Below are 16,909 nucleotides of genomic sequence, written 5' to 3' on the forward strand. Positions count from 1 at the left end.
CATGGCTGCCAACGCGATCGACCAGACGAGGCGGATGCTGTCCCTCGTCACCTATCTCCGTGAGCGCCCCGGCGCGCACGTCGCCGACGTGGCGCGCGCCTTCGGGATCACCGAGGACGAGCTGATCTCCGACCTGGACGTGCTGCCCATGTGCGGCACCAGCTTCCGGGGCGGCGACCTCCTCGACATCGACACCGACGGCGACCGGATCTGGTGGCACAACCCCGACGACGTGGCCGCGCCGCTGCGGCTCGCGGCCGACGAGGCCACCGCGCTGCTCGTCGCCGCCCGGGCCGTCGCCACCCTGCCGGGGCTGCGCGAGAGCGACCGGGACGCCCTGCTGCGCGCCACCGCCAAGCTGGAGGCGGCGGCCGGCGAGGCCGCCGGGGCCAGCGCCCGGCTCTCGGTGACCTTCGAGTCCGAGGGCGGGGTCTTCGCCGAGGTCGACCGGGCCATCTCGGAGCGCAAGCGGCTGTGGGTGCGGTACTACTCGCCGGCGCGCGACGAGCTCACCGAGCGCGAGGTCGACCCGATCCGGCTCTTCGCCGTCGGCCACACCTATATGGAGGCGTGGTGCCGGCTCTCCGAGGCGCGCCGCACCTTCCGGCTCGACCGGGTCGTCGAGATCCGGATCCTCGACGAGCACGCGGCGCCGCCGGAGCTGGAGCTGCGCGACCTCTCCGAGGGCCTGGTCCAGCCGTCGGCCGACGACCCGGAGGTCGTGGTCGAGGTGGGGCCCGGCGGTCGCTGGGTCGCCGAGTACTACCCGCACGACCGGGCCGAGGAGCTGCCGGACGGCGGGCTGCGGATCACGCTGCGGACGCCGGACCCGGCCTCGCTGCGCCGGCTGGCGCTGCGTCTCGGCAGCGACGGGCGGATCGTCGCGCCGGCGGAGCTGGCCGACAGCGCGCGGACGGCGGCGGCCGCCGCGCTCGCCGCGTACGAGGGTGTGTGACGTTCCCCGGGTCCGGGACGCTGTTACTGACGTGACCGCGCCCAGGCCGTGGTGACCGTGCGACAGGGCGCTGTTGCCGATGTGATGCCAGAGTCGAGAGAGATGAGGGAGATGTCCGTGATGCACGGTTTTGCGGCGTCCATGGCCCCGGTCCTCTTCAAGGCCGCCTGCCCCGACTGCCGCGCGCGCTTCGAACTCTCCGCGAGCGCCCTGCGCCTCGCCATCGGGGCGAGCCGGCGCACCACCTTCTACTCCTTCACCTGCCCCGAGTGCGGCAGCTCCGTCCGCAAGCCCGCGGGCGAGCGCATCGTCGAACTCCTCACCGGCGGCGGCGTGCGCACCCTGCGCCTCCACACCACCGTCTGAACGATCCGTACGCGCCCAACGTCTAGGCTCGGCACATGTTCTGGCCCATGCTCGCCATCGCCCTCGGCTTCCTCGGCCTCGCCGTGCTCGGCGTCCTCGCCGTCAGGGTCTTCCTTGAGGTCCAGCGCCTCGGCCGCCAAGTGGCCCACACCACACAGCGGATCCAGCAGGCCGCCGAAGAGCTCGAAAGCGCCGCCGTCGGACTCGCCAGGACCGGCGAGACGCTCCGCTGAGCCCGTGCCGTACGCTGCAGGAAGCGGCCCCGGCCAGGGCCGGTGGGCCGCAATCCGGAGTATGCACGGGCATTGCCCCGCGTTTACTCCTGCGGGTTACGATCGCAGGCAGCGCGGTGGCCGGACGCATGTCCGATCCGCCGGGCACGCACTCCATGTCGCCTCGGTGAAGAAGGTAAACAGCTATGGGTAGGCTCGGCCCCACCGAGATCATTCTGATCCTCGTCGTCGTGATCCTCCTGTTCGGCGCCAAGAAGCTCCCGGACATGGCCCGCTCGCTGGGCAAGTCGGCCCGCATCCTCAAGAGCGAGGCCAAGGCGATGAAGGCGGACGACCAGCAGAGCGCCCCCGCCGACCCGCCGCACGCCGGGACGCAGGAGCCCGCCCCGCGCACCATCCAGGCCGCTCCCGGCGACGTGACCAGCGCGCGTCCCGTGACCGAGCCCTCGGACACCACCAAGCGCTGACCCGGTCCGCCGCGGCCGCCGCACCGGGCGGCGGCCTGCCGCACGAGATGAGGACGTGGGTTGCCCAAGTCTGCCCGCAAGCAGGAGAAGGATCCCGAGGGCCGGATGCCCCTCGTGGAGCACCTGCGTGAACTCCGCAACCGACTGGCGAAGGGCCTCCTCGCCATCACGGCGGTGACGATCGTCGCCCTCGTGTACAGCGAGGAGCTCCTGGTCTTCCTGTCGCAGTCGGTGCCCAAGTGCCCACCGGGCGTCACCAGTGACGGCGGAAACTGCGCGAGGGTCACCTTCAACACGCTGACGGCCCCCTTCAGCACGACGATCCAGGTCTCCCTGACCGCGGGTCTCGTCGTCGCGAGTCCGGTCTGGCTGTACCAGCTGTGGGCGTTCGTCGCGCCCGGACTGCACACGAAGGAGAAGAAGTACACGTACGCGTTCGTCGGCGCGGCCGTTCCGCTGTTCTCCGCCGGTGCCTACCTCGCGTACCTGATCCTGCCCATCAGCGTGAAGGTCCTCATCAGCCTCACGCCCAGTGGCGCCGAGAACCTCCTTTCGCTCGGTGACGTCCTCGACTTCACCCTGCGCATGGTGCTCGTCTTCGGCCTCGCCTTCGAGCTCCCGCTGATCCTGGTGATGCTCAACCTCACCGGCATCCTCACCGGTCGCCGCATGGCCGGCTGGTGGCGCGGCGTGATCATGGGCGTCTTCGTCTTCGGCGCGGTGATCACCCCGACCACCGACCCGGTCGGCATGCTCGCCCTCGCCGGGCCCATCACCATCCTGTACTTCGGGGCCGTCGGCTTCTCGCTCCTGAACGACCGGCGGCGCAGGCGCGCCAACCCGGACGCCGAGCTCGACGACGACGAGGCCTCCTCGCTCGACCTCACCCCCGAGGCCGTCGGCGCCGTCGAGCCCGTGAGCGCCGCCCGTGCCCTGCCCGAGCAGGCCACCGGGGAGCACAGCGGAGCGAGCGCGCAGCGGCTCAACGGTTACGACGACATCACCTGATCCCCGCGACGCGGCGCCCAGGATCACGGAAGGCCCTCCGGAACGCTCCGGGGGGCCTTCTCCGTGCCCCCGGAAGCGAGCCCTCCGCATCCCCTCGATAAAGATCGCGTCACTGTCAGAGGTGGCGGGTAGGCTCGACAACAAGATGACAGAGGACCTCACACCAGCCGAGGCGTACGCGGCCGCCCTCGCCCGCAACGCCGAGCAGCGCACCGCACTGGCCCCCTTCCGCGAGCTGTACGACTTCGGTCTGGACCCCTTCCAGATCGAGGCCTGCCAGGCACTCGAAGCGGGGAAGGGCGTACTCGTCGCCGCGCCCACGGGCTCCGGCAAGACCATCGTCGGCGAGTTCGCCGTCCACCTCGCCCTCACCCAGGGCCGCAAGTGCTTCTACACGACGCCCATCAAGGCACTGTCGAACCAGAAGTACGCCGACCTCGTCAAGCGGTACGGCTCCGACAAGGTCGGCCTGCTCACCGGTGACAACAGCGTCAACGGCGACGCCCCGATCGTCGTCATGACCACCGAAGTCCTCCGCAACATGCTCTACGCGGGATCCCAGGCCCTCTCCGGCCTCGGATACGTCGTGATGGACGAGGTCCACTACCTCTCGGACCGCTTCCGCGGCGCCGTCTGGGAGGAAGTGATCATCCACCTCCCCGAATCCGTCACCCTCGTCTCACTCTCCGCGACCGTGTCCAACGCCGAGGAGTTCGGCGACTGGCTCGACACCGTCCGCGGCGACACCGAGGTCATCGTCTCGGAGAGCCGCCCCGTCCCCCTCTGGCAGCACGTCCTCGCCGGACGCCGGATGTACGACCTCTTCGAGGAGGAGACCGACCACGGCGGCCGCGGCGCCTCCCGCCGCGAGGTCAACCCCGACCTCCTCCGCCTCGCCCGCACCGAGAACACGCGCACGTACAACCCGCGCGACCGGCGGCGCGGCAAGATGGTCCGCGAGGCCGACCGCGAGCGCGAGCGCCGCCAGCGCTCCCGGATCTGGACCCCAGGCCGCCCCGAGGTCATCGAGCGCCTCGACGCCGAAGGGCTCCTGCCCGCCATCACCTTCATCTTCAGCCGCGCCGGCTGCGAGGCCGCCGTCCAGCAGTGCCTCTACGCCGGACTCCGGCTCAACGACGACGAGGCGCGGCAGCGCGTCCGCGAGATCGTCGAGGCGCGCACGGCCGCGATCCCCAGCGAGGACCTCCACGTCCTCGGCTACTACGAGTGGCTCGAAGCCCTGGAGCGGGGCATCGCCGCCCACCACGCCGGCATGCTCCCGACCTTCAAGGAGGTCGTCGAGGAGCTCTTCGTCCGCGGCCTCGTCAAGGCCGTCTTCGCCACCGAGACCCTCGCCCTCGGCATCAACATGCCCGCGCGCACCGTCATCCTCGAGAAGCTCGTCAAGTGGAACGGCGAGCAGCACGCGGACATCACCCCCGGCGAGTACACCCAGCTCACCGGCCGCGCCGGCCGCCGCGGCATCGACGTCGAGGGCCACGCCGTCGTGCTCTGGCAGCGCGGACTCGACCCCGGCCACCTCGCCGGACTCGCCGGCACGCGCACGTACCCGCTGCGCTCCAGCTTCAAGCCCTCGTACAACATGGCGGTCAACCTCGTCGACCAGTTCGGCCGGCACCGCTCCCGCGAGCTGCTCGAAACCTCCTTCGCCCAGTTCCAGGCCGACCGCTCCGTCGTGGGCATCTCGCGCCAGGTCCAGCGGAACGAGGAGGGACTCGAGGGCTACCGCGAGGGCATGACCTGCCACCTCGGGGACTTCGAGGAGTACGCGCTGCTCCGCCGCGACCTCAAGGACCGCGAGACCGAACTGGCCCGGCAGGGCGCCGCCCAGCGCCGCGCCCAGGCCGCCAGCTCCCTGGAGAAGCTCAAGCCCGGTGACGTCATCCACGTCCCCACCGGCAAGTTCGCGGGCCTCGCCCTCGTCCTCGACCCGGGCATCCCGGCCGGCCGCACCAACGGCCACCGCGGCTTCGAGCACCACGACGGGCCGCGCCCCCTCGTCCTCACCGCCGAGCGGCAGGTCAAGAGGCTCGCCTCGATCGACTTCCCGGTCCCGGTCGAGGCGCTGGAGCGCATGAGGATCCCCAAGTCCTTCAACCCGCGCTCCCCGCAGTCCCGCCGCGACCTGGCCTCCGCCCTGCGGAGCAAGGCCGGGCACATCAACCCCGAGCGCCACCGGCGGCAGCGCGCCGCCGCGGCCGACGACCGCGAGATCGCACGGCTGCGCACCGAGATCCGCGCGCACCCCTGCCACGGCTGCGACGAGCGCGAGGACCACGCCCGCTGGGCCGAGCGCTACCACCGACTCCAGCGCGACACCCAGCAGCTGGAGCGGCGCATCGAGGGCCGTACGAACACGATCGCCCGCACCTTCGACCGGATCGTCGCGCTCCTCACCGAGCTCGACTACCTGCGCGGCGACGAGGTCACCGACAACGGCAAGCGGCTCGCCCGGCTCTACGGCGAGCTCGACCTGCTGGCGAGCGAATGCCTCCGCGACCGGGTCTGGGAGGGCCTCACCCCGGCCGAACTCGCCGCCTGCGTCTCGGCGTTGGTGTTCGAGGCGCGGCAGGCCGACGACGCCGTCCCGCCCAAGCTGCCCACGGGCAACGCCAAGGCGGCGCTCGGCGAGATGGTCCGGATCTGGGGCCGCCTGGACGCCCTCGAGGAGGAGTTCAAGATCAACCAGGCGGAGGGCGTCGGCCAGCGCGAGCCGGACCTCGGCTTCGCCTGGGCCGCCTACCAGTGGGCGTCCGACAAGAGCCTCGACGAGGTGCTCCGCGAGGCGGAGATGCCCGCGGGCGACTTCGTCCGCTGGTGCAAGCAGGTGATCGACGTCCTCGGGCAGATCGCCGCGGCGGCGCCCAAGGAGAACAGCACGGTCGCCAAGAACGCCCGCAAGGCGGTGGACGCGCTGCTGCGCGGCGTCGTCGCCTACAGCTCGGTCGGCTGACGGCCAGGCAGAACCCGGAGGGGCCCGTGGCGGGTGCGCCACGGGCCCCTTGGCATTGCTGCTGTGGGCGGGCCGCCTTTGGCATGTCGGTGACAGGGGTTGTCCACAGGTCGTCGTCCACAGGGGTGGCGCGGGGGACGGGGCTTCCGCTTGCATGGACTCGCAAGCAGGGGCAGTCAGTTGGGGAGGGGAGCACGGATGACCACGCAGGCCGGTCCGGACGCCGGGACACGAGACGAAGGACAGCCGGGGAAGGCGCCGGAGAGCGCGGGCACGGGCACGGGCCCCGCACCGACCGCGACGTCGGCGGGCCCCGAGCGGGGCTCGGGCCCCGTGTTCGTCGACGGGCCGCGAGGTGTGCCGCTCCTCGGCAACCTCCCCGCCTTCGGCAAGGACCCCCTCGCCTTCTTCGAACAGCTCCGGGAGCGCGGGGACTTCGTCCGCTGGCGCTTCGGCCGCGGCCCCGCCCTCTTCATCGCCCACCCGGAGAACATCGGCGAGCTGCTCACCGAGGTCGAGCGCACCTTCGACCAGCCAGACCTGGGCATCGCCTTCCGCACGCTGCTCGGCAACGGCGTGGTGGTCGCGAAGGGCGCGGACTGGCGGCGCAAGCGGTCCCTCGTCCAGCCGTCCGTACGCCCCAAGCAGGTGAAGTCCTACGCGGCGACGATGGCGGAGTGCGCCGTGGCCCTCGCCGACCGCTGGACCGACGGGCAGCAGGTCGACATCAAGAAGGAGATGGCCGCCCTCACCCAACTCATCGCCGTCCGCACCATCTTCGGCGTCGACACCGCCGCCGACGCCGAATCCATCGGCCGCGCGATGGACATCGCGCAGAAGGAGATCGGTGCCGAGTTCAGCGGCATCGGCGCCCTGCTGCCCGACTGGGTCCCCACCCCCGGACGTGCCCGGATCAAGCGGGCCACCGCCGTCATCGACGCCGAGGTCTCCCGGGTCGTCTCCCGCCACCGGGACGGCGACACCGACCGCCCGGACCTCCTCAGCCGGCTCCTCGCCGCCCGCGACGAGACCGGGGCCAGCCTCTCCGACCAGGAGATCCGCGACGAGACGGTCACCCTCTACATCGGCGGCCACGAGACGACGAGCTCCACCCTCGTCTGGGCCTGGTACCTGCTCTCCCACAACCCCCGGGTCCGCGAGGCGCTCACCGAGGAACTCGACCGGGTCCTCGCCGATCACGAGCCGGGGTACGACGACTACGCCTCCCTCACCTACACGCAGGCCGTCATCAAGGAGACCCTCCGCCTCTACCCCACCATCTGGCTCCTCACCGGCATCGCCAAGGAGGGCGCCACCCTCGGCGGCACGCCCGTCCCCGCCGGTACGCGCGTCTGGTCCAGCCAGTGGGCCACCCACCGGGACCCCCGCTGGTACGGCGATCCGGAGACCTTCCGCCCCGAGCGCTGGCTCACGGGAGAGGACGGCGAACCGGCCGAGCAGATATCGGAGTACGCCTGGTACCCCTTCGGCGGCGGGCCCCGCGTCTGCCTGGGCACCCGCTTCGCCCTCGTCGAGGCGGTCCTCGTCCTCGCGGTCCTCGCCCGCCGCTACCACCTGGACCTCACGACCGAGGGGATACGCCCGGTCCCGAGCCTGACCCTCCAGCCGGACCGCGACGTCCTGGCCACGGTCCGCGCCCGGAACTGAGAGGCGGTGGGGTGGGCGGCTATTGTCGCGGAATGGCTCAAGATCCCGAGAAGTTCGACTCCGCGATGGCCACCTGGCAGGAATGGCAGGAGGCCCCCTGGGGCCGCCTCCGCTACACGCTCGCCGAGGCGAACCTCATGCGACACCTCGACGACGGGCCCGGGGGCGGGCCGCTGCGGATCCTCGACCTCGCGGGCGGCGACGGCGGCGACGCGATACGGCTCGCCGCGCGGGGCCACCACGTCACCGTCGTCGACCTCGCACCGGCCATGCTGGCCGCCGCCGAGGCGCGCGCGGTGGAGAGGGGGCTTGCGGACCGGGTGACCTGTGTCCTGTCGGACGTACACGCACTGCCGGCGGAGATCGCCGACGGCGGCTTCGACGTGGTGCTGTGCCACAACCTCCTGCAGTACGTGGACGACGTGCCCGGCACCCTCGCGACGGCGCTCGCCCCGCTGAAGGAGGGAGGGCTGTTCTCCGTGATGGCGATCAACCGGCACTCGGCGCCCCTGAACGTCGCCGTCCGGCAGCTGGACCCCGCCGCGGCCCTGGCCGCCCTCGACGGCGACCGGCTGCGGAACGAGATGTTCGACTCCGAGCTGACCCTCCACACGGCGGAGGAGATCATCCCGGTCCTCGGCGATCTCGGCTGCGGGGACGTGCGGCACTACGGCATCCGCAGCTTCTGCGACTACCTGACGGACGACGCGCGCAAGTACGACCCCCCGTACTACGCGGACCTGGAACGCCTGGAACTCGCCACGACGGCGCGGGCGCCCTACATGCACACGGCACGTCTCTTCCAGCTCACGGCCCGCAAGACGCCCGCGTCCTGACGGGACGTCTCGTGACGGCCCCGGAAGGTGCCTGCCTCCCGACGGCACGTTTCGTGACGGCCCGTCCACGGCGACCCGCCTCCTGACGGGACGCCGGCTCCGGGTCCGTCAGTGCCCGGAGGCCAGGTCGTTGTGGGCATGCGTTCCGCCGGGGCGGAACGGGTGGGCACAACGGACGGCGCCCTTGCCGGCGCCAGAGGCTTCCGCGCCCTGACCCGCAATCGGATGTGCGCCGCCCCGATGGGTGCGGGTCCAGGCTCGGAAGGCGGAGGCGCCGCTGGGCGCGCCGTCCCGTGTGCCCACCCGTCCCGCCCTGCGGGACGATTGCCCACACGGGCGTGGGCCGGGGCACCGCGCGGCGCGGGCGCGGGACCCGCGCTGGTGGCGGGCGGCGGTCATCGTTTCCGTGCGGCCTTGCGTCGCGAAGTGGACGGCTGAGGTCGAGGCTCGCATCAGGGAGCCGTTTCCGGCGGCGCGTCCGTTGACCTGGAAGTGCACCGCTGCCGCGACGTCCCAGGCGTCGCCGCCCAGGAGGACCTGTTCGGTCTGGAGGCCGATGTCCTTGGGGTCGGCGGCCGCCCAGCGGCGGAAGCGGGCGAAGACGTCGGGCAGGTCGAGGCCGCCCCGTTCGAGGAGCGATTCCCCGAGCAGGACGGCCATCTGGGTGTCGTCCGTCGCCTCGCCCGGGTCCCAGCCGCCGCCCCCGCACAACTCCCCGACGCCGTCAGGGAACCGCTCCCGGAACACGCCGGGCAACCCGAACTCGAAGGGGGCGCCCAGCGCGTCGCCCACGGCGGAACCCAGTACGGCGCCCACGGCCCGGTCGGTGTCTGGCATTCCGTCAGGGTAGAGCGGCCGGCGCGGTCATGCCCGTGCGGTGACCGGCTGTTGCTGCCTCCGGTTCGTCCGGATCGCGCGGACCAGGAGGAACAGCGGCAGGCCGATGGGGGAGAGGAGGATCGTCAGGAGGAGGAGCGGGGCCATCAGGAAGGGGGAGATCGAGAGGCGGCGCGACTCGCGGTACATCCACTGGCCGAGGAGGAGGTCCCAGGCGATGACCTGGGCCCAGAGGGCACCGGCGCCGTTCGCGAGGGCCGTGAGGTCGCGGAAGGTGTCGATGTCCGGGCTGCTGACCGCCGCCCACAGTTCGGGCAGGACCGGGGCGGCGAGGACGGCCCAGACGGCCAGGATCGGCAGGACGGTCAGGGGTGAGGCGGCCAGTCGCTCGGTCACCCGCCGGCCCGGCGCGAAGATCATGAGCAGCCAGACCGGCGCCGCGAGGAAGAACGTCAGCTCGAAGAGGAAGCCGGTCATGCCGTGGCCTCCTTCGTGCGGGCCGCCGTGGTGGTGCGGAGGGACAGTGCCGCGGCCACTCCGCCCGCCAGCACGATCGCTCCCGCGGCGGCCAGCGTCGCGCCGTCCGGGGCGAAGAGCGCCTGCCCGCGCAGCGCCTGCCAGGTCAGCAGGACGAAGGTCGCCGCGTACGCCGCCGAGGCCGTGAGCGTGAGCCGCAGCCGAACCCCCTCGTCCGCCAGGCGTGCGAGGGCCGGGAAGCGGGCGGAGCGCGCGGCGAGCGCGGCCAGGACGAGCAGCAGCAGAGGGAGCAGCTGGAGCGCGTGCATGCCGAAGAAGTGCGGGATGCGCAGGTCGCCGCCGGTCGTGGCCCAGCCGGTGACGGGCATCGACGGGCCGCCGTCCGGGACGCCGACGCTGTGGGCGCCGGTGATCGGCACCCCGTCGACGGCGAGCTGCTCCGGTGTCGGACGGACCATCAGGAAGCCGACGGCGGCGCCCGCCAGGGCCAGCAGGGAGGACAGCCGGACGGCCCAGGCCATGGCCCGGTCGAGGATCCGGGCGCGGAGCAGGAGCACCGCGATGAGGAGGGCGCTCAGCCACAGCACGGCGACGGTGGCGCCCATGATCTGGAAGACGGCGGCGTCGAAGGGGGTCTGCTGGTTGAAGTGGCTCCGGGTGCCCCGGATCACCTGGAGGGTGATCAGCACCATCTCGACGAGGCTGGCGACCGTGAGCACCGTCCCGGCCCACCAGCCGGCCCGTCGGCCGCGGGGGAGCAGCGAGAGCATCCAGGCCAGCGACAGCCCGTACGCGACGAACGAGACCGAGAACTTGAACGGCTTGGTCCAGATCGGGACGCCCATGAGCACGCGGTCGTCGACGAAGATGCCGACGGCGGAGACGAGGGCCAGGACGACCATCGCGCCGGAGAACCAGACCAGCGGGCGGTGCAGCCGGGGCGGCGCGGCGGGCGGCCGGATCTGCGGGGCCGACAGAGTGGACGAAGACATACGAATCCCCCCGTGGGAAGTATGGATAGTGGCACTTGCCGCTATCTGATAGCGCCACTATCTATGATGGAGGTGTCGGTCGGCAAGGTCGGAGAAAGACCGGGAAGGTGAACGAGCGGTGCGCATCGGAGAGTTGAGTCGCAGGACCGGGGTGTCGGTGCCGACGATCAAGTTCTACGTACGGGAGGGGCTGCTGCCCGCCGGAGAGCTGACGAGCCCGAACCAGGCCTCGTACGGGGAGGCGCATGTGCGGCGGCTCCGGCTGATCCGGGCGCTCATCGACGTGGGCGGGCTGTCGGTGGCGGGGATCCGCGGCGTGGTGACGGCGGTCGACGACGCGGAGCGGCCGGTGCACGACGTCCTGGGCGCGGCGACCAAGCCCCTGGTGCCGCCGCGCTACGAGCGCGAGGCCGTGGAGGGCATCGAGGAGGCGCGGAAGACGGTCGCCGGGCTGATCGCGGCGCGAGGCTGGCACGCCGACCCTTCCGGCCCGGCGTCGGAGGCCCTCGCGACGGCCCTCGTGGCGCTCGACGAACTCGGGCACGCCCGGTTCGTCGACGTCCTGGACACGTACGCGGACGCGGCGGAGCAGGTGGCGCGGACCGATCTGGACTACGTGGCGCGTTACGTGGCGCGGGAGGAGCTCGTGGAGAGCGCGGTCGTCGGCACGGTCCTCGGTGACGTGATCTTCTCCGCGCTGCGCCGCCTGGCCCACATGGACGCCTCGGAGGCCACCTTCGGCCAGGCACGGGACGCGGCGGCACGGGACGGGGGCGCGCCGGACGGGGCAGCGTAGGGCGGCATCACGCCGGACGGGGCGTCGGACGGAGGAGCGCCGGACGGGGGCGTCGGACGGAGGAGCGAAGGGTGGGGGAGTGTAGGACTGGGCGGCGTAGGGCGGGGCGCGCCGGACCGGGCGCCCGAGTCGCGAAGGGGCCCGGGGCTCCTGTCGCCCCGGGCCCCTCGGCTCAGTTCTCCTGCTCGCGCTCCACCTGGTCGTTCCACTCGCGCTTCATCGCGCGCCAGCCCTCGTCCGACTTGCCCAGGCGCCAGTAGCCCGAGATCGACAGGCGCTCGCGCGCCACGCCCCGGTCCAGCCGCAGGTGCCGGCGCAGCTCCTTCACGAAGCCCGCCTCGCCGTGGACGAAGGCGTGCACGTCACCCGCGGGGAAGTCGAGGGCGGTGACCGCCTCGACCAGCGCCTCGCCCGTGGGACGGTCGCCCCGGTGCAGCCAGGTGACCTCGATGCCCGTCGCCGTCGCCAGCTTCTGCTCCTCGGCCGCGTCCGAGACCTCGATGAGCGCGTGCGCCTTCGCCCCCTCGGGCAGTTGCTCAAGCGCCGCCGCGATCGCGGGGAGGGCGCTCTCGTCGCCCGCGAGCAGGTGCCAGTCCGCCGCCGGGTCCGGCGCGTAGCCGCCGCCGGGTCCGAGGAAGCGAACCGTTTCGCCGGCCTGGGCGCGCGCCGCCCAGGGCCCCGCCAGGCCCTCGTCGCCGTGGACCACGAAGTCGATGGTCAGCTCGCGGTGGACCGGGTCCCAGGTCCGCACGGTGTACGTCCGCGTCGTCGGCCACTGCTCCCGGGGGAACTCCGCCCGGATCCGCTCCATGTCGAAGGGCTCCGGGTAGGAGACGCCCTCCGGGGCGAAGAGGAGCTTCACGTAGTGGTCGGTGAACGTGTCCGCCGCGAAGCCGTCCAGCCCGGGACCGCCCAGCACGACGCGCACCATGTGCGGAGTGATCCGCTCGGTGTGCACCACACGCGCTTCGGTGGCCTTCGGTGCCTTGCGGGCCGGCTGCTCTGCCACGGGCTCTCCTGACTCTGCGTACTTAGGTATGCCTAAGCTAGCATCCCGCGCCGAGAAAGGCCCGAGGGTCTACGGATCGCCCGGGATTCGACGCGCTCCGTCAGCGCTCCAGGACCGGCAGCAGGCGCGCCACCGCGCCCCCCAGGTTCCACCGCTTCACCAGCGCCTCCAGGGCCGCGGGGTCGCGAGGAGCGGCCGGCAGGGCCGCGTCGAACTCCGGCAGGGGTACGTCGGCGGCGACCCGCACCACCGTCGGCGCCACGTCCAGGTACGCCGCCGCCTCCACGATCCCGCGCCGCTTCGCCGCCGTCAGCTTCGACGTCCGGTCCTCCGCCGCGGCCCGGACGCCCGCCAGGTCCCCGTACTCCGTGATCAGCTGCGCCGCCGTCTTCTCGCCGATGCCCTTCACCCCGGGCAGGCCGTCGCTCGCGTCGCCGCGCAGCGCCGCGAAGTCCGCGTACTGCTCGGGCAGCACCCCGTACTTCGTGCGGATCAGCTCCGCGTCCACCAGGTCGCAGTCGCCGACGCCCTTGCGCGGGTACAGCACGCGGACGCCCCGCGCGTCGTCGACCAGCTGGAACAGGTCGCGGTCGCCGGTGACGATGTCCACCGGCCCGGCGGCGCGGCCGGCCAGCGTCCCGATCACGTCGTCCGCCTCGTACCCCGCCGCCCCGACCCGCGCGATGCCCAGCGCCGCGAGGACCTCCTCGATCACCGGCACCTGCGGGGACAGCGTGTCCGGGATCTCCTCCACGTCCGGGCCCGTCGCCGTCTCCACGGCCACCCGGTGCGCCTTGTACGAGGGGATCAGGTCCACCCGCCACTGCGGCCGCCAGTCCTCGTCCCAGCAGGCCACCAGCTCGTCGGGGCGGTGGTCCTGGACGAGCCGGGTGATGAAGTCGAGCAGCCCGCGCACGGCGTTCACCGGGGTGCCGTCGGGCGCCCGGACGGAGTCCGGCACGCCGAAGTACGCGCGGAAGTAGAGGCTGGCGGTGTCGAGGAGCATCAGGCGTCGCGTCACACCCCGATCATGCCGCACGCCACCGACAGGACCCCCGCTGCGCGCGCCGAACCCCCGGCGGCACCCCTCGCGTGACCCCCGTCACCTTTGCGTTTGCACCCTGTGAAGCCGGGAAGGCGCGAGCCCGGAGCGGAACCCGGTACGGGATTCAACGAAAAGGATCCCCGTACGCGACGGGCCCGCGGGCCGATCCCGCCCGCTCCACGGCCGGCCACGCGGGGGTGGTGGGGCCGTTCTTCATTTCTACCCGTGAGGTGTATGTGTCCAGGCTCCAGGCCGACCATCTGTACAAGGTGTTCGGCAGACGACCCGACGAAGCCGTCCGCAGGCTCGCCGACGGCGCCGACCGCGACGAGCTGCGCGCCGAGGGGACGACCGCCGCGGTCGTCGACGCCGGCTTCACCGTCGAACCGGGCCAGATCTTCGTCGTGATGGGTCTGTCCGGCTCCGGGAAGTCCACCCTCCTCCGCATGCTCAACGGCCTGCTCGAACCCACCGCGGGCCGGGTCCTCTACGACGGCAACGACCTCACCGCGCTCTCCCCCCGCGAGCTGCGCGAGGTCCGCTCCAAGAAGATCAGCATGGTCTTCCAGCACTTCGCGCTGTTCCCGCACCGAAACGTTCTGGAGAACGCCGCCTACGGTCTCGAGGTCCAGGGCGTGCCCCGCGCCGAGCGCGAGACCCGCGCCGCCGAGGCCCTCGAACTGTGCGGCCTCGCCGGCTGGGAGAAGTCCTGGCCCGACGAGCTCTCCGGCGGCATGCAGCAGCGCGTCGGCCTCGCCCGCGCCCTCGCCACCGACGCCGACCTGCTCCTGATGGACGAGTCCTTCAGCGCGCTCGACCCGCTGATCCGCCGCGACATGCAGGACCAGCTCCTGGTGCTCCAGCAGCGGCTGAAGAAGACCATCGTCTTCATCACCCACGACCTCAACGAGGCCATGCGCCTCGGCGACCGGATCGCCGTCATGCGCGACGGCAGGATCGTCCAGCTCGGCACCGCCGAGGACATCCTCGTCCGCCCCGCCGACGACTACGTCGCCTCCTTCATCCAGGACGTCGACCGCTCCCGGGTGCTCACCGCCGCCGCCGTCATGACGGACGCCGCGCCGGCCGACTGCCCCGAGGACTGCGCCTGCCGCGCCGTCGGACCCGACACGCTCGTCGCCGACCTGTGCGCCGTGGCCGCCCTGGCCCCGCACCCGGTGACCGTCGAGGACACCGACGGCTCCGTCCTCGGAGTCGTACCGACCGAACGTCTCCTCGCCGTCATGGGCGGTGTCGCCGCGCCGCATGCCCCGATCACCGAGGCCCAGGAGGTGACCGCCGGTGCCTAGGCTTCCCCTCGGCCAGTGGGTCGACAGCTCCGTCGACTGGCTCCAGGCCCAGTTCTCCTGGCTGTTCGACGCCGTCAGCACCGGTGTCACCGGCCTGTACGACGGCATCGACGCCGTCCTGTCCGCGCCCCAGCCGCTGCTCTTCGCCGGCATCCTCGCCGTCGTCGCCTGGTGGCTGCGCGGCTTCGCCGCCGGCGTCCTCGCCTTCGCGGGCTTCGCGCTCGTCGACTCGGTCCAGCTGTGGGACGAGGCCATGGCGACGCTGTCGCTCGTCCTCGTCGCCACGCTCGTCACCCTGGTGATCGCCGTCCCGCTCGGCATCTGGGCGGCCCGCTCGAAGACCGTCAGCGCCGTCCTGCGGCCCGTCCTCGACTTCATGCAGACCATGCCGGCGATGGTCTACCTCATCCCCGGCATCATCTTCTTCGGCGTCGGCGTCGTCCCCGGCATCATCGCCACCATCGTCTTCGCGCTGCCGCCGGGCGTGCGCATGACCGAGCTCGGCATCCGCCAGGTCGACGGCGAACTCGTCGAGGCCGCCGAGGCGTTCGGCACCACCCCGCGCAACACGCTGCTGCGCGTGCAGCTGCCGCTCGCCCTGCCGACCATCATGGCCGGTGTCAACCAGGTCATCATGCTCGGCCTCTCCATGGTCGTCATCGCCGGCATGGTCGGCGGCGGCGGGCTCGGCGGCGCCGTCTACCGCGCCATCGGCAACGTCGACATCGGCCTCGGCTTCGAGGCCGGCGTCTCCATCGTCGTCCTCGCCATGTACCTGGACCGGATGACCGGCGCCCTCGGCCGCCAGGTCTCCCCGCTGGGCCGCCGCGCCGCCGCCAAGGCCCGCGCCGCGCTCGGCGCCAAGCGGGCCGGGGCGAAGCTCTGGGCCCACCGCCCGCAGCCCGTCACCGCCCTCGTCGGCGTCGTCGTCCTCGCCCTCGCGGCCGGCGGCATGGGCTTCCTCGGCGGCAACGGCGGCGCGAGCTCCACCAGCGCCTCCGGGCCCAACGGCGGCCACGGCAAGAAGGTCAGCATCGGCTACATCCCCTGGGACGAGGGCATCGCCTCCACGTACCTGTGGAAGGAGCTCCTGGAGCGCCGCGGCTACGAGGTCGAGACCAAGCAGCTGGAGGCCGGCGCCCTCTACACCGGCCTGGCCGGCGGGCAGCTCGACTTCCAGACCGACGCCTGGCTCCCCGTCACGCACCAGCAGTACTGGGACAAGTACAAGAACAAGCTGGAGGACCTCGGCTCCTGGTACGGCCCCACCTCCCTGGAGCTCTCCGTCCCCTCGTACGTGAAGGGCGTCGACTCCCTCGCCGACCTCAAGGGGAAGGCCGGACAGTTCAAGGGCCGGATCGTCGGCATCGAGCCCAGCGCCGGAATGATGGGCATCCTCAAGGACAAGGTCCTCAAGGACTACGGCCTGGAGGGCGAGTACCAGGTCGTCGACGGCTCCACGCCCGGCATGCTCGCCGAGCTGAAGCGCGCGTACGAGCGCAAGGAACCCGTCGTCGTCACCCTCTGGTCCCCGCACTGGGCCTACTCCGCCCATGACCTGAAGAAGCTCGACGACCCCAAGGGCTCCTGGGGCAAGGGCGACGGCGTCCACACCCTCGCCCGCAAGGGCTTCGCCGCCGAGAACCCCGAGGTCGGCGCCTGGCTGAAGAACTTCTCGCTGACCGAGAAGCAGCTCACGGACCTCGAAGCCGTCATCCAGGAGACCGGCAAGGGCAAGGAGCAGGAGGCCGTCCGCACCTGGCTGGACCGGAACCCGGGCCTCGCGGAGAAGCTCGCCCCGCAGTAGGTCCTTCGCTCACTGGCCGAAAAGGGGTGGTCGCCGATCGTGTTCGGCGACCACCCCTTTTCGTCACGACGCGAAACCCCGCCCCAAAGCTGCGTAAGGTTCAGGTAACCGACCGGTACGAGCAGAGGG

General features: G+C 72.2%; 15 protein-coding genes and 1 pseudogene. 11 read left to right on the plus strand and 5 right to left on the minus strand.

The window, feature by feature from the left end; translation table 11 throughout:
- The first annotated feature begins 1 nt into the window (after position 1).
- The 8 genes from ACWGN5_RS15105 to ACWGN5_RS15140 all read left to right on the plus strand — a co-directional run bounded on the left by ACWGN5_RS15105 (position 2) and on the right by ACWGN5_RS15140 (position 8,507).
- On the plus strand, positions 2-955 hold the full coding sequence (locus ACWGN5_RS15105; protein ID WP_369143280.1) for a helix-turn-helix transcriptional regulator: 954 nt from the start codon (positions 2-4) through the stop codon (positions 953-955).
- Positions 956-1,057: 102 nt separating this feature from the next.
- Positions 1,058-1,321 carry a CpXC domain-containing protein gene (locus ACWGN5_RS15110; RefSeq protein WP_369143279.1) on the plus strand — a complete coding sequence of 88 codons (264 nt, stop codon included), beginning with the start codon at positions 1,058-1,060 and terminating at the stop codon, positions 1,319-1,321.
- A gap of 35 nt (positions 1,322-1,356) precedes the next feature.
- Complete coding sequence (locus tag ACWGN5_RS15115) at positions 1,357-1,554, plus strand: hypothetical protein (RefSeq protein ID WP_453514969.1); 198 nt, start codon at positions 1,357-1,359, stop codon at positions 1,552-1,554.
- A gap of 185 nt (positions 1,555-1,739) precedes the next feature.
- Positions 1,740-2,021: a Sec-independent protein translocase subunit TatA gene (gene tatA, locus ACWGN5_RS15120; RefSeq protein WP_041128368.1), complete on the plus strand. Its 282-nt coding sequence runs from the start codon at positions 1,740-1,742 to the stop codon at positions 2,019-2,021.
- Between the two features lie 105 nt (positions 2,022-2,126).
- Positions 2,127-3,029: a twin-arginine translocase subunit TatC gene (tatC, locus tag ACWGN5_RS15125; RefSeq protein WP_453515040.1), complete on the plus strand. Its 903-nt coding sequence runs from the start codon at positions 2,127-2,129 to the stop codon at positions 3,027-3,029.
- A 145-nt stretch (positions 3,030-3,174) separates the two neighbouring features.
- Positions 3,175-6,003, plus strand: coding sequence for a DEAD/DEAH box helicase (locus ACWGN5_RS15130; RefSeq protein WP_453514972.1), 2,829 nt, complete (start codon positions 3,175-3,177; stop codon positions 6,001-6,003).
- 198 nt (positions 6,004-6,201) lie between these two features.
- Positions 6,202-7,671 carry a cytochrome P450 gene (locus ACWGN5_RS15135; protein ID WP_453514974.1) on the plus strand — a complete coding sequence of 490 codons (1,470 nt, stop codon included), beginning with the start codon at positions 6,202-6,204 and terminating at the stop codon, positions 7,669-7,671.
- 32 nt (positions 7,672-7,703) lie between these two features.
- A complete protein-coding gene (locus ACWGN5_RS15140) occupies positions 7,704-8,507 on the plus strand; it encodes a class I SAM-dependent methyltransferase (protein WP_453514976.1) in 804 nt (267 codons plus the stop codon).
- Positions 8,508-8,891: 384 nt separating this feature from the next.
- Here ACWGN5_RS15140 and ACWGN5_RS15145 read toward each other — a convergent pair.
- From ACWGN5_RS15145 to ACWGN5_RS15155, 3 genes and pseudogenes are all read right to left on the minus strand, one after another.
- Positions 8,892-9,344: pseudogene (locus ACWGN5_RS15145) on the minus strand (ADP-ribosylglycohydrolase family protein); the annotation flags it as partial.
- Between the two features lie 27 nt (positions 9,345-9,371).
- Entirely contained in the window at positions 9,372-9,821 is a 450-nt protein-coding gene (locus ACWGN5_RS15150) for an ABA4-like family protein (protein WP_453514978.1), read from the minus strand.
- Positions 9,818-10,723: a hypothetical protein gene (locus tag ACWGN5_RS15155; protein WP_453515042.1), complete on the minus strand. Its 906-nt coding sequence runs from the start codon at positions 10,721-10,723 to the stop codon at positions 9,818-9,820. Before ACWGN5_RS15155 ends, ACWGN5_RS15150 begins: the two co-directional genes overlap by 4 nt.
- A 208-nt stretch (positions 10,724-10,931) precedes the next feature.
- Between ACWGN5_RS15155 and ACWGN5_RS15160 the strand changes: the two genes are divergently transcribed.
- Complete coding sequence (locus ACWGN5_RS15160; protein WP_453514980.1) at positions 10,932-11,609, plus strand: MerR family transcriptional regulator; 678 nt, start codon at positions 10,932-10,934, stop codon at positions 11,607-11,609.
- Positions 11,610-11,781: 172 nt separating this feature from the next.
- Here the strand turns inward: ACWGN5_RS15160 and ACWGN5_RS15165 are convergent, their stop codons facing one another.
- Together ACWGN5_RS15165 and ACWGN5_RS15170 are read right to left on the minus strand one after the other, a co-directional pair.
- On the minus strand, positions 11,782-12,618 hold the full coding sequence (locus tag ACWGN5_RS15165; protein WP_453514983.1) for a siderophore-interacting protein: 837 nt from the start codon (positions 12,616-12,618) through the stop codon (positions 11,782-11,784).
- Positions 12,619-12,718: 100 nt separating this feature from the next.
- Positions 12,719-13,624, minus strand: coding sequence for a 5'-3' exonuclease (locus ACWGN5_RS15170; protein ID WP_453515043.1), 906 nt, complete (start codon positions 13,622-13,624; stop codon positions 12,719-12,721).
- Positions 13,625-13,899: 275 nt separating this feature from the next.
- On the opposite strand from ACWGN5_RS15170, the gene ACWGN5_RS15175 reads away from it, so the two are divergent.
- Together ACWGN5_RS15175 and ACWGN5_RS15180 are read left to right on the plus strand one after the other, a co-directional pair.
- The gene (locus ACWGN5_RS15175; RefSeq protein WP_453514985.1) at positions 13,900-14,973 is read left to right on the plus strand and encodes a quaternary amine ABC transporter ATP-binding protein; all 1,074 of its coding nucleotides are present in this window, start codon (positions 13,900-13,902) and stop codon (positions 14,971-14,973) included.
- Entirely contained in the window at positions 14,966-16,780 is a 1,815-nt protein-coding gene (locus ACWGN5_RS15180) for an ABC transporter permease/substrate binding protein (RefSeq protein WP_453514988.1), read from the plus strand. The genes ACWGN5_RS15175 and ACWGN5_RS15180 overlap by 8 nt, the downstream gene beginning before the upstream one ends.
- Positions 16,781-16,909 lie beyond the last annotated feature (129 nt).

The organism is Streptomyces sp. NPDC055815 (assembly GCF_053616475.1).